The following is a 13,923-nucleotide window of genomic DNA, read 5'->3' on the forward strand; positions in this document are numbered from 1 at the left end:
CCCCTGTATTTGTCCGCTCATGCGGCAAATTGAACGATGGGTGTAATGCAGATTGATCAAGAAGCACCTGTCCTTCACTACGACGAAGTTGACTCAACGAACACTCACCTTGCCCGCGTCGTGCTCGGCGAGGGCTCAACTGCGCCTTCGGGAATAGCGCTATGGGCAAGCCGCCAGAACAAGGGGCGCGGACGCGATGGACGCGTCTGGCTCTCTTCCGATGAGGCACTGACTTTCTCTCTCATGGTTGAGGCCTCGGAAAGCGAATTAGAATGGCTGACCGCGCTGGCCGGTGTCGCACTCCTGCGCACGATCCGCACTACAGGGCTCGATGAGACTGCAAGCGGTGAGGACGCACTTTCACTCAAGTGGCCAAACGATCTGCTCATCAACGGACGTAAAGCCGCTGGAATACTTTGCGAACACCTCGACACAAGAGATGACACCCACCGCGTGATCATCGGCATTGGGGTCAACATCGGCGCCCTACCGGCTGAGGTTCGTGACTTCGCCGCAAGCTTCGACACCACACTGAGCAGCGAGGAACGCGAATCATTGATCCGCGAACTGCGCATGAATCTCGATCAGCTCTTCACGCTCCCCGGCGCACCTGAATCCTGGCGCGAAGAGTACAGCTCACACATGCGCATCTTCGGTACGCAATGTCCACTGCACCTTCCCGGAGGTATTCGCTTCACCGCGACTCCAATCAGCATCGATGAGCACGCACACCTGATTTGTCGCTCCACGGAAGGCGAAATTCTGACCGTCACCACGGGGGAAATTTCCCCCACCCCACTAGTGGAAGGACACCAGTCATGACGATTGCCCTTTCTCCCGTTCTGGTTGCGAACCGAGGTGAAATCGCGGTTCGCGTCATTCGCACGCTTCGCGAAATGGGTTTGGATTCGGTCGCTGTCTACGCTGAGGCCGATCGGGATACCTTGGCTTGCGAGCTCGCTACTTCTGCCTACAGCCTGGGTGGGAAGAGCGCTGCTGAGACCTACCTGAAGCCGGAAGCGATTCTCGAGGCCGCCGCAAAGTCGGGCGCGCGAGCAATCCACCCCGGATACGGTTTCCTTTCCGAGAATGCCGATTTCGCCTCGCGCGTCGCAGAAGCCGGCCTGGTGTGGATCGGTCCTTCCGCTGAGGCCATCGAAGCCTTGGGTGACAAGATTCGAGCCCGCGAACTGGCTGATTCGTGCAAGGTCCCAACGATCGCCGGTCGTTCCTTGGAAGGAAGCAGCGTCGAGGATGCACTTGAGCTTGCACAGTCTATTGGCTACCCGGTCCTCATCAAGCGTGCCGATGGCGGCGGTGGGCGCGGAATCACTCGCATGAATTCCGACTCCGATGTTCGTGATTTCTACACGAACCTGATCGATCCTTCGACGTTGACGCTGTGCTTCATGGAGAAATTCATTTCTCACGGTCGTCACGTCGAAACCCAATGCGCTCGCGATTCTTTCGGAACTTTCGCAGTCGTTTCAACGCGAGACTGCTCGGTCCAGCGTCGCAACCAGAAGGTTGTTGAAGAAGCACCTGCTCCTTTTATCTCCGAAGAACTCCACGCGGCACTTGAGAAGTACTCCCGCGCACTCTTCGACGCGGTCCAGTACGTGGGTGTCGGTACCTGTGAGTTCTTGGTCGAAGACGGCAACGCTTATTTCCTGGAAGTCAACCCTCGCCTGCAAGTCGAACACACGGTTTCCGAAGAGGTCACCGGAATCGATCTGGTTCGCGAACAGATTCGAATTGCTCAAGGTCTTCCACTCAGCGAGATCCCCTCTACTCGCGGTCATGCGATCGAAGTGCGAGTCACCAGTGAAGATCCCGCTCAAGAACTAATGCCAGCAACCGGTCGTTTGAGCACAATCCAGTGGCCCGGCGGCCCCGGAGTCCGTGTCGATTCCTTCATCCGTCCCGGTGAAGAAATCGGAACCGATTTCGACTCTCTCATTGCAAAAATCACCGTTCACGCACCGACGCGTATTCAGGCAATTATTCGTCTTCAGCGCGCGCTGGATGAGTTTCGCGTCGAAGGCCTACCGACCTCCGCTCCCCTACTCGCTCATATCCTCGCAACTGCCGAATTTCGAAGTGAAGAAAGCGACAGCTTGGGTGTCTACACCCAGTGGTTGGAACGCGAAGGAGTTCTCGAAGAAGTTGCGCGCGAGCTCTCGACTGCAGGTGGTACGCACAGCTCACGCGAGGCCTCGGAAGAAGGAAACGAAGCGCACGCACTGCGCTCCTTCGTCATCGAAATTGACGGAAAGCGCACAACGCTGAGCCTTCCCGCGGAACTTCTGAGCGCTGCCGGGGGCGAATCGGGGGGACGCGCACTCCGGCCTCGTCAGCCACTGCGACGCTCGCTGCGTCCACGCACCGGCGCAAACGACGAGGGCCCGAACGTCACCTCCCCCATCCAAGCAACTGTCATCCGCATCGCCGTAGAAGAAGGCCAAGAGGTCGAAGAGGGCGAACTGGTTGCAGTCATTGAGTCCATGAAGATGGAAAAGGCCCTGAACGCAGGTTGCTCGGGAACGATCTCGGCGATTCACGTCTGCGCGGGCGACACCGTCAAAGCAGGAGACGTCTTGGTGAGCATTAAGGAGGAAGCATGACCCCATCGAGCGCCAAGCGAATCGACGAGGCCGAAGAGCACGAAGCCATCAGCCGCCGAAACTTCTACGATCGCACGCACAGCATCTTGGAAGCGGCGGAAGAAAAAGCACGCAAGGCACAGCATGCTCGCGGACGCCAAACCGCCCGCGAGCGCTTGGACTACCTGCTTGATGAGGGCTCCTTCAGTGAGCTCAATCGCTACGCCGGCGGCGACATCGAGGCCGGTGAGCTCGGTTCTGCCGTCATCACGGGTATCGGCACGCTGGATGGCCGGCCTGTCGCCGTTTACGCCCAGGACTTCTCGATCCGCGGCGGCACACTGGGCAAGGTTGAAGGCGATAAGATCCTTCTCCTCATGGATCGCGCGCTCTCCATGCGAATTCCGATCATTGCGCTTTTGGATTCGGGCGGCGCTCGCATCCAAGAAGGCGTCACCGCGCTTGCACAATACGGTCGAATTTTCCGCAAGACCACCGAGGCCTCGGGAGTCGTCCCCCAGATTTCGGTAATTTTGGGCCCCTGCGCAGGTGGCGCGGTCTACGGGCCGGCACTCACCGACTTCATCATCATGACGAAGAACTCCTCGTACATGTTTGTCACCGGCCCTTCCGTTGTGAAGGCTGCGACCGGCGAGGAGATTTCCTCTGAAGACCTCGGTGGCGGCGACCTGCACAACTCGGTGTCGGGCGTTGCGCACTTCCTTGCCGAAGATGAGCATGAGGCCCTGGATTACGCGCGCACTCTGCTGTCCTACCTGCCGCAGAACTGCGATAAGAAGCCTCCGCGCTATCTCTTCGAAAACGATGGCACCGAAGAACGCGCACGTGAGGTCGCATCCCTGGTTCCGGAATCCCCCAAGCAGGACTACGACATGGTCGAGGTCATTGAAGCGCTTGTCGATCACGGGGAGTTCCTTGAGGTTCAGCCCCTGTTCTCTCCTTCCATCATTGTTGGCTTCGCCTGCTTTGAAGGACGACCGGTTGGAATTGTTGCCAACCAGCCCAGCATCGATGCGGGAACTCTGGATGTGAACGCCTCTGAAAAGGCTGCACGCTTCGTTCAATTCCTTGATGCCTTCGGAATCCCGATCATCACCCTCGTTGACGTCCCCGGGTATCGTCCCGGTTCTGAACAGGAACGAGCGGGAATCATTCGCCGTGGCGCCAAATTGATCACCGCCTATGCGACCGCAACCGTCCCCATGATCACCGTTATTTTGCGCAAGGCATTCGGCGGCGCCTACATCGTCATGGGCTCGAAGTCGCTGGGCGCAGACATTAACTTCTCATGGCCGGCCTCTCAAATTGCCGTGATGGGATCTGAAGGGGCGGTGGACATCGTCTTCCGTCGCCAGCTTGCCGCGGCCGGAAAGGAAGGGCGCGATGTTGCCGAGCAGCGTGCGCACTACCAGGAAATGTATGAGCGCCAGGCGATGAACCCGAATCTTTCTCTGAAAAACGGAGAGCTCGACGCACTGATCGAGCCTTCCACAACCCGCCAGAACATTTGCCGAGCCCTATCGGTCCTTCACCTAAAGGATCGCACCGTAACGACCCCGCGCGTCCACGACAACGCCCCTATGTGATGAGGAAAGTAGATTAATCATGACTGCATTTTTTGCCGAAATCCCCACTCCCTACGCACTGACTTTTGCGGGACAGGGGTCCGCGTGGCGCCCTGCTCTCTCAACCTCCCTCTCCTTCCCCCCTCACGCCGCACTGCTGCGCAAGCACTACCAGGCGATGCGTGAGCTTCTTGCTCCCGTTGCCGGCGAGCTTCTGACCAGCGCTCCCGGTTCCTTGGAGCGCCTGAACGCGCTTTTGGACGGCAACACTCAGGACCTTCCTCTGGATCGTTCCGCCTCGGTCTCCGTCCCCGGTATCACCTTGGCCCAGCTGGCTGCTTTGGCAGATCTTGATGCAACCCAGTTGGATGTCCACACGACTTCTCCCCTGCTGCTCGGTCACTCCCAGGGCATCTTGGGCGCCGAGGTTGCCCGCGCGTGGATCGCCCGAGATGACCAGCGCCTCACCCACGTCCTGGCCCTCGCAGTGCTCATCGGTGCCGCTGCGCAATCGGTCAGCATCCGTTTGGGCGCGACAAACTTGGGCGAAGCAACCCCGATGCTTTCCGTTCGCGGACTGCCGGCCTCGATGATTACCGAGGCCGTTGAGGGTTCTCCCGTTTCCCTGGCCGTTGTCAACGGCCCGCGTTCCGTCGTTCTTTCCGGTCGTCCCGGTGATCTTGAAGCCTGCCGCCGTCAGCTTGAGGCTCAGGTTGCAGCCTCGAACCGCGCGCTGGAAGAGCACCTGACCGGTGGCACTCCTCTTGAGGCAATCGTCGAGTTCCTGCCTGTCTCCGCCCCCTTCCATTCGCCTCTGTTGGAGGAAGCAGTCGCGCAGGTGGTTTCGTGGGCGCGCAGCCTGGCAGCAGCCGGTCACGGAATTGATGACGCCGAGGCCGAGCGCGTTGCCCGCGCAATCCTCGTTGAGCGCGATGACTGGTCTGCAGCGATTTCCGCAGCCCTCGGCCAAGGCGTGAAGACCTTCGTTGATCTTGGGCCGTCGAATATGCTCACTCGCCTGACCCAGGACCTTCTGGATGGAACCGGCGCACAGATCGTGGATGCGTCGACTGCATCGCGCCGCACCGAACTGGATGAAGAAGGCTCGTCAATCGAAGCGGCAGCAGACTGGTCACAGTTCGCTCCCAAGGTTGTTGCTCTTCCCGACGGACGTCGCGTGGTTTCAACGGCGTTCACCCGCTTGACGGGTCGATCACCCATCATCCTTCCGGGTATGACTCCCACGACCGTCGGGCCTCGTATTGTTGCCGCAGCCGCAAATGCTGGCCACTGGGCGGAAATGGCCGGTGGCGGCCAGTACTCCGAAGAGGTCTTCACCGAGCACCGTCTTGAGCTTCAAAAGCTCCTTGAACCCGGACGCACCGCGGGATTCAACACGATGTTCTTTGATCGTTTCATGTGGAACCTGCAATTCGGTGTCAACCGCATTGTTCCCAAGGCACGCCGCGCAGGTGCTCCCATCGACGCGGTGACAATCGCCGCCGGCATTCCCGAATTGGACGAGGCGCGCGAGTTGATCGCGCAGCTGCGCGCCGATGGCTTCGAGTACCTGTGCCTGAAGCCCGGAACCGTCGAGCAGATCGAACAGGTCGTTCGTATCGCACAGGCGAACCCGGATCAAACTCTGATTATTCAGGTGGAAGACGGCCACTCTGGCGGCCACCACTCGTGGGAAAACCTCGATGATCTGCTTCTGGCTACCTACGCGCAAATCCGTCGCACACCCAACCTCGTTCTTGCTGTTGGCGGCGGTATTGGTTCGGCTGCAGACGCTGCTCGTTACATCACCGGACAGTGGTCCGTGGATCTGGGTTCGGCACCGATGCCCGTCGATGCTGTTCTGGTGGGTACGGCCTCGATGGCAACCCTGGAAGCCGAAACTTCTCCTCAGGTGAAGCAACTGCTCAAGGACACCCCCGGCGTCGGCGGTGATGGCTGGGTCGGTAGCGGCCAGGTCCGCGGAGGTATGACCTCCGGTTTGTCCCACCTGAACGCAGACATGCACGAGATCAAGAACTCCTCTGCTCGCGCTTCGCGCCTGATTCACGAGGTCGGCCCCGACCAGGAGTCCATCGACGCACACCGCGATGAACTCATCGAGGCAATGAACAAGACTGCGAAGCCGTACTTCGGTGAGCTCTCCGAGATGACCTACGCCGATTGGGCACGCCGCGTCATTGACCTGTCCTACCCCTGGGCCGATTGGACCTGGACGGATCGCGCTCTGGATCTCTTCCACCGTATTGAGTCCCGTCTGAACCCAGCCGACCACGGCGATATCCCCACGCTTTTTGAAAGCCGCGATGATCTTGAAGACGGACAGGCCGCTTTGGCCCGCCTGCTCGAGGCCTACCCTCAGGCCGAGACCACCCGCGTGATTCCCGCCGATGTCGCATGGTTCCCGGTCCTGTGCCGCAAGCACCACAAGCCCATGCCTTTCGTTCCCGTTCTGGACGGCGATCTTGCACGCTGGTGGGGAACCGACACGCTGTGGCAGTCCCAAGACGCACGTTTCGATGCAGACGCAGTCCGCATCATCCCCGGCCCGCGTTCGGTCGCTGGAATTGATCGCGTTGATGAGCCCATCGGTGAAATGTTTGCCCGCTTCGAGCAGGCTGTCGTCGATGCTGTCTCCACAGACGACGCGCGTGTTCCCCAGGTCTGGTCTCGTTTCCACGACCTAGCTGACGCGGCCTCGTTCCTGCGGGAAATCTCCCACATCCAGTGGGCGGGCAACCTGGTCGACAACCCGGCCTACACCTCGGTCGAGGCCACGGAAATCCTTCACGATGAGGGCGGCTACTCGATTCGCATCCACTGCGATTCGATGTGGGATCAGACCCCGAATAGCTCTCACCACTCAGTTGAGTACATCGACATCCCCGTTCTTCTCTCCAGCGCATGCATGACCGGCGCTTACCCGGTTGTTGACATGTCGCGCCTGTCCGTGACCGCTTACGATCTGCTTGCCGGTGCCGCTGGTGTGGGCACGACGACCGTGAATGGCGACCACATTGAGAAGATGCCCGCTGTCATCCCCGGCGAAGGTTTTGGCACGGTTCGCGACTCCTTCACTTTCACCGAAAACCTGGGCTACGCTCACGGCGCGGTGACCGGTGGCGCGCTGTCGACGCAGCTCGCCTCGGGAGTTCCCGATGCCCTGGTCGGCCCCTGCTGGCCCGCGATTTACGCCGCACTGGGCTCGGCAATGTACCAGGGAGTCCCGGTCATTGAAGGCCTGGTCAATGCCGTTCACCTGGACCACTCAATCTTCTTCGATGCACCGCTTCCCGCTTATGGAACCCGCGTCGAAGTCGTGGGACGCTGCGCTGAGCTTGCTGAGTCTTCGGCCGGTCGCGTGGTGCGCGTCGAACTTGAGTTGAGCGCTGAAGGCACAGTTTTCGCCCGCCTGGTTGAGCGTTTCGCTATCCGAGGCCGCATCGCCTCGACCCAGCCGCCCGCACCGGCACCCGAGGTCGCAGATTCCTACACGGACACACCGCGTTCCTTCCTGCGTCACGTGCGCGTTCAGGCTCCCGAAAACATGACGGCTTTCGCTATTGTTTCCGGGGACTTCAACCCGATTCACACCTCCTACGCTGCTGCACGTCTTTCCGGTCTTGCAGCTCCGCTGGTTCACGGAATGTGGCTGTCTGCGACCGTTCAGCACCTGCTGTGCGCTCACTCGACTCAACCGGTTGACAGTCCTGATCGACTGGGTGTCATTCGTTCCGTTGACATGCCCGAAGTCGAAATTGAAGCCTGGTCCTACCGTATGTTCGGTATGGTTCAGCTCTCGGACATCGTGGATATCACCATTGAGCGCGTGGGTCGTATCGGTGGCGAATTGGTCCTTGAGGCCACATGCCGCATTGGCGATGAGGTCGTCTCCATCGCACGTGCACTCACTCGCGCACCCCGCACCGCTTATGTCTACCCCGGTCAGGGTATCCAGCGAAAGATGATGGGCCTGGAGCACATGAGCTCAACCGCTCGCGCGGTGTGGGCACAGGCCGATGCGCATACTCGCAAGGCTCTGGGCTTCTCCATCGAGGCCATTGTTCGCACAAACCCGACCGAACTTCGCGTCGGCGATGAGGTCTTCCGCCACCCCAAGGGCGTCCTCAACCTCACGCAATTCACCCAGGTTGCTCTGGCGACTTTGGCCTACGACCAGACCGAGGAACTCCGCGCGGAGAACGCCCTTGTGGATCACTCCTTCTACGCGGGACACTCTTTGGGCGAATACACCGCCCTCTCTGCCTACGCACGGATCTTCCCCCTCGAGCAGGTTCTGGAAATCGTGTTCCAGCGCGGTTCAGCCATGCACCACTTGGTCGAGCGCGACGCGCAGGGTCGATCGAACTACGCAATGGGCGCTCTTCGCCCCAACCAATTCGGTATGGGCGACGCAGAGGTCCGCGACTACGTGGCCTCGATTGCTGAAAAGTCCGGCGAGTTCTTGGAGATCGTTAACTACAACCTGGCTGGTTCTCAGTACTCGGTTGCCGGAACGGTCGCCGGCCTGAAGGCCTTGGAAGAGGACACCGCACAGCGTGCCCGCGAACACGGTGGCCGCCGAGCGCTCATCATGATTCCCGGAATCGACGTTCCCTTCCACTCCTCGCGCCTGCGCGCTGGAGTCCCGGCCTTCCGTGACAAGCTCGATTCATTGCTTCCCCAGGACATTAACCTTGAGGTTCTCGAAGGACGCTACATCCCGAACTTGGTTGCTCGTCCCTTCGAGCTCACTCGAGATTTTGCTCAGTCGATCCTTGACGTTGTTCCATCTGAGGCAACTCAAAAGATCGTCGACAATTGGGATGAAGCGATCGCTCATCCGCAGGCAACCGCACGCACCCTGCTCATCGAGCTCCTCTCGTGGCAGTTTGCTTCGCCGGTTCGCTGGATTGAGACTCAGGATCTGCTCTTCAGCGCTCCCCCGCAGGGCTTGGGCGTTGAGCGCGTGATTGAGATCGGTTTGGCATCGTCGCCGACTCTGGCAAACATGGCCTCGCGGACGCTTTCGCAGCCTAAGTTCGCGCAGACGAATATCGATGTGCTGAACGTCGAGCGCGACGCCGCACGTGCCCGCAACGAGGACGCGGTCGCTCAGCCCGAGCGTGCACAATCCGACGCGTCGGCGCCCAGCGACGAGGCCGCTCCCGCTGCTCCCGAAAGCAACGCCTCGGCAGCGGAAGTCCCCGCAGCAAGCACACCCGCGGTCGAAGCACCTTCCGCGGCCCCGGCCACAGCCCCCGCGGCTGCAGCAAGCGGAACCATGCCGGAACTCCCGCTCTCGGCCTCGGATGCTATCCGCGTTCTTCTGGCCTTCTCGAACAAGCTTCTCCCCGAGCAGATCGATGCCTCTGACACGGTCGAAACCCTGACGAATGGCGTGTCTTCAAAGCGCAACCAGCTGCTCATGGACATGGCCGCTGAGCTCTCGCTCTCGACCATCGAAGGCGCGGCCGAAGCATCGATGGGCGATCTCTTCGCAACCATCGACACTCTGGTTCCCAGCTACACGCCTTTTGGCCCGGTCCTCAGCGACGCAATCAACTCCAAGCTACGCAAGATCTTCGGTTCTGCCGGCCTTCCCGCAAGCTTCACGACCGGTTACGTCAAGGACAATTGGGGCCTGAGCGAGCAGTGGGCCGCACGCGTGAACGCAGAAATCTTGCTGGGCACCCGTGAAGGTGACTCGATTCGTGGTGGTAGCCTCTCGACTCTGCCCGGCTCGGTTTCCTCTGCGAAGGACGCCTCGGCGCTCATCGATCAGGCTCTGGCTTTGATCGCAGCACGCGAGGGCTTGACTCTCTCGCGTCCAAGCTCCGGTGGCGGCGCCAGCGGCGAGGTCGTTGATTCTGCGGCTTTGCGCGACCTGGAAGATCGCGTTTTGGGTGAGCGCGGCATCTTGGCTAACCAAGCACGCGACATTCTCAAGGTTTTGGGTATCTCTACTACCCCCGCGGTGGCGGAGAGCGAAGATTCCTCCGCTCTGATCGCGGCTGTCGAGGCCGAGCTTGGGGCAAATTGGGAAGCCTCCGTGCGCCCCGCCTTTGATGAAGGCCGCGCGGTCCTCCTTGACGATCGCTGGGCAACTGCTCGCGAAGACCTTGCCCGTATCTTTGCTGGTGCTGCTTCCGCTGAAAGCCTTGCGCCTGAGCGTCTACGCGGTGCAGGACAATCGCTGAGCGAACTGGCGAAGTGGTACAGCGCCAACACCTCGGATGCAGGTCTCAAGGACTACTTCGCCCGCATCGCCCAGGCTGCTCTTGAGGCAGCTGAGGGCAGCTTCGCCGGAGATGTCGCACTTGTGACCGGCGCTGCTCCCCACTCGATCGCGGCTGCAGTCGTAGGCGAGCTTCTTGCCGGTGGCGCAACCGTCATCATGACCTCATCGCGAGTCAACGATGCACGACTGGCATTCGCCAAGGAGCTGTACCGCACACACGCCGCAATCGGCGCAACCCTGTGGATCGTCCCCGCAAACATGGCGTCCTTCCGCGATGTTGACGCGCTGATCTCCTGGGTTGGTAGCGAACAGACCGAGACGCACGGAGCAACGACCGAGGTCGTCAAGCCCGCGCTTCTTCCCGATCTTTTCGTTCCCTTCGCAGCGCCTCGCGTTTCCGGGACCGTTGGTTCGGATCCTCAGGGGGCTCTTGCCCAAGAACGCCTGCTTCTGTGGAGCGTCGAACGCGCAATCCACCTGCTCTCCGGCTTGGGTGCAGACACGGCTCCCAACCACCGCACGCACATCTTGCTCCCCGGTTCGCCGAACCGCGGAATCTTCGGTGGCGACGGTGCATACGGCGAAGCAAAGGCAGCCTTCGACGCGATTGCGACCAAGTGGGAGCACGAGTCCGGTTGGCCGACGCGCACGAGCATCGCTCACCCGCTGATCGGTTGGGTTCAGGGAACCTCCCTCATGGGTGGAAACGACATCCTGGTTCCCGCGGCTGAGGCGGCAGGCGTGCACGTCTACACGACCGAAGAAATCGCCGGCGAACTCGCCCAGCTCCTCACCCGTGAGGTCCGCGAGCAGGCCGCTCAGGCTCCTGTTCACGCCGACCTGACCGGCGGCTTGGCCGAGGCGGGACTTGACCTTCCCGCGCTGGCTCGCCAAGCACGCGAGCAGGCTACGGCCTCGGCACAGGAAACTCAGGCAGAGAAGCAAGCAACCCTGCGGGCACTGCCCAACCCGGTTGTTCCTTCGCTGGCTGCGCCGATCGAGTGGGCAACTCCTCGCACGCAACTGCGCGATCAGATCGTCATTGTTGGCACCGGTGAGATCGGTACCTGGGGTTCGGGACGTACCCGTGAAGAGGCCGAATTCGGTCAGGACTTTGATCTGACCGCTGCCGGCGTCCTCGAGATGGCCTGGATGATGAAGCTCATCAACTGGTCTGATAGCCCGCAGCCCGGCTGGTACGACGCTTCTGGCGCACCGGTTGACGAGGCCGAGATCTACGATCGTTTCCGCGATGAAGTTGTGGCCCGCTCGGGTATCCGTCGCTTCAACGACGATTCAAACATGGTCGATTGCGGTTCAAACGACGTTCGCACGGTCTTCTTGACCAGCGAACAGACCTTCACCGTGGACACCAAGGCTGAAGCCGAAGACTACGTCCTGGCAGATCCTTCGCACACGACGATCTGGGAAGAAAACGGTACGTGGCATGTCACCAAGTCCGCTGGATCCCCCGTCCAGGTCCCCGCGCGTGCAACTCTGACCCGTACGGTCGGCGGCCAGATCCCCGAAGACTTCGATCCGGCTCAGTGGGGTATTCCCGCTTCCATGGTCGAGGCCCTGGACCGCATTGCTGTCTGGAACTTGGTTACCGCAGTGGATGCCTTCATCTCTTCGGGCTTCTCCCCCGCTGAGCTCCTGCAAGCCGTCCACCCGGCCGATGTGTCCTCGACACAGGGCACGGGTATCGGTGGCATGGAGTCCCTGCGTCACGTCTTCCTCTCGCGCTTCCTGGGTGAGGATCGCCCGCAGGACATCCTTCAAGAGGCCCTGCCCAATGTCGTGGCCGCACACACCATGCAGTCCTTCATCGGTGGCTACGGCCAGATGATCCACTCGGTGGGTGCTTGCGCAACTGCCGCGGTTTCCATCGAGGAAGCCGTCGACAAGATCCGTCTGGGCAAGTCCGACTTCGTTGTCGCCGGCGGTATCGACGATATCTCAGTCGAATCGCTGACCGGCTTTGGCAACATGAACGCGACCGCTGAGTCCGCCGCGCTTGAAGCACGTGGAATTACTCCGCGCCACTTCTCCCGCGCAGGGGACCGTCGTCGTGCGGGCTTCCTCGAGGCCGCTGGCGGTGGCACCCTGCTGGTGACCCGCGGCGATATTGCAGCGGATCTGGGCCTGCCGGTCCAAGCGGTTGTCGCCTACGCGCGTTCCTTCGCAGACGGTGCGCACACCTCGATCCCCGCCCCCGGCCTCGGCGCCTTGGCGGCAGCACGCGGTGGTCGCAATTCCGCACTGGCCCGTGCCCTTGAGGACCTCGGACTGAGCGCGGACGATATTGCGGTTGTCTCCAAGCACGACACCTCGACTCGTGCGAATGACCCGAACGAGGCCGAGCTTCACTCGCGTCTATCGGCCGCACTTGGGCGTTCAGCGGGCAACCCGCTGTATGTCGTGTCGCAGAAGACCCTGACCGGTCACGCAAAGGGTGGTGCTGCGCTCTTCCAGGCGGCAGGTTTGATCGATATCTTCCGCCGCCAGGAACTGCCCGCAAACCGCGCGCTGGATTGCTTGGATCCGGAAATGGCTCAGTGGATGCCACTCTTGTGGCTGCGTCAGCCGCTGGATATGTCCGCTTCCCCCGTCCGCGCCGGTGTCCTGACCTCGCTGGGCTTTGGGCACATCGCCGCGATGGTCGTCCTTGTTCACCCCGCTGCCTTTGAGGCTGCGCTGCGTGCCGAGCGTGGCGAGGCCGCTCTGGCTCAGTGGCGTGAACGCGCCCAGAAGCGCCTGGAAGAGGGACGTCGTCACCTGGAGCAGGGAATGATCAGGCACGCGGAGCTCTTCGTTCCCATTGAGGGGCGTCGCCTTCCGGCAACCGACACTCACGAGGCCGAAGTTGCCCTGCTCCTGGATCCTTCCGCTCGCTTGGGTGCAGATGGCACCTACGCATCGGCGGATTCGGATTCACAGGAAGCTCAGAACTGAGAAGCGGCATGAAACCGGCAGCTATCGGTGTCGACCTGGTCGATGTTGCTTCTTTCGGGGAGCAACTCAGCCAGGAAGGCTCGGTATTTCATCGAGTCTTCACTGCTCGGGAGTGGAATGCAGCAGCGCGTTTCACTCCCGAGCAGGGAGCATCCGCCTGCGAGGCTTCTGGGGCCCTTTCGACTTCTAGCCTGCCTTCAGGTCTGTCAATGCGTTCGATTCAGTCCCTTGCGGCCCGCTGGGCAGCGAAAGAGGCCTTCATCAAGGCCTGGTCCTCGCTGTACTACGGTCGCGAAGATCCACTTGAGCGCGACCAGGTTGATTGGGCCGAAATCGAAGTGGTGAATGACCGCTGGGGGCGCCCTTCGCTGCGCTTCCACGGAGCAATTGCCACCGCGCTTGAGCAAACAGAACGCGAGATTTCAGCTTCACTCACATGGCTTGTTTCTTTATCCCACGACGGTAACTACGCGATCGCATGGATTCATGCGTATCCATCTGAATCACATTCTTGAAAGGA

The 13,923-nt window shown here is 60.9% G+C and carries 5 protein-coding genes; all 5 read left to right on the forward strand.

What is annotated here, in order from left to right; translation table 11 throughout:
- Positions 1-45 precede the first annotated feature (45 nt).
- From KHW85_RS04000 to KHW85_RS04020, 5 genes are read left to right on the forward strand one after another with little or no spacing between them, the layout of a single operon-like run.
- A complete protein-coding gene (locus KHW85_RS04000; protein WP_291458892.1) occupies positions 46-822 on the forward strand; it encodes a biotin--[acetyl-CoA-carboxylase] ligase in 777 nt (258 codons plus the stop codon).
- Positions 819-2,624: a biotin carboxylase N-terminal domain-containing protein gene (locus KHW85_RS04005; RefSeq protein WP_291458893.1), complete on the forward strand. Its 1,806-nt coding sequence runs from the start codon at positions 819-821 to the stop codon at positions 2,622-2,624. The genes KHW85_RS04000 and KHW85_RS04005 overlap by 4 nt, the downstream gene beginning before the upstream one ends.
- Positions 2,621-4,210 carry an acyl-CoA carboxylase subunit beta gene (locus tag KHW85_RS04010; RefSeq protein ID WP_009407895.1) on the forward strand — a complete coding sequence of 530 codons (1,590 nt, stop codon included), beginning with the start codon at positions 2,621-2,623 and terminating at the stop codon, positions 4,208-4,210. The genes KHW85_RS04005 and KHW85_RS04010 overlap by 4 nt, the downstream gene beginning before the upstream one ends.
- Positions 4,211-4,229: 19 nt before the next feature.
- Entirely contained in the window at positions 4,230-13,403 is a 9,174-nt protein-coding gene (locus KHW85_RS04015; protein ID WP_291458894.1) for a type I polyketide synthase, read from the forward strand.
- Between the two features lie 8 nt (positions 13,404-13,411).
- Positions 13,412-13,918, forward strand: a complete 507-nt coding sequence (locus tag KHW85_RS04020) for a holo-ACP synthase (protein ID WP_291458895.1) — start codon at positions 13,412-13,414, stop codon at positions 13,916-13,918.
- The last annotated feature ends 5 nt before the right edge of the window (positions 13,919-13,923 follow it).

The organism is Actinomyces sp. oral taxon 181, assembly GCF_018370895.1.
Classification (GTDB): Bacteria; Actinomycetota; Actinomycetes; order Actinomycetales; family Actinomycetaceae; genus Pauljensenia.

Bases quoted from the DNA above. Each gene is read 5' to 3' on its own strand.
- KHW85_RS04010 (WP_009407895.1), top strand. From the start codon at position 2,621: ATGACCCCATCGAGCGCCAAGCGAATCGACGAGGCCGAAGAGCACGAA.
- KHW85_RS04020 (WP_291458895.1), top strand. From the start codon at position 13,412: ATGAAACCGGCAGCTATCGGTGTCGACCTGGTCGATGTTGCTTCTTTC.
- KHW85_RS04000 (WP_291458892.1), top strand. From the start codon at position 46: ATGCAGATTGATCAAGAAGCACCTGTCCTTCACTACGACGAAGTTGAC.
- KHW85_RS04005 (WP_291458893.1), top strand. From the start codon at position 819: ATGACGATTGCCCTTTCTCCCGTTCTGGTTGCGAACCGAGGTGAAATC.
- KHW85_RS04015 (WP_291458894.1), top strand. From the start codon at position 4,230: ATGACTGCATTTTTTGCCGAAATCCCCACTCCCTACGCACTGACTTTT.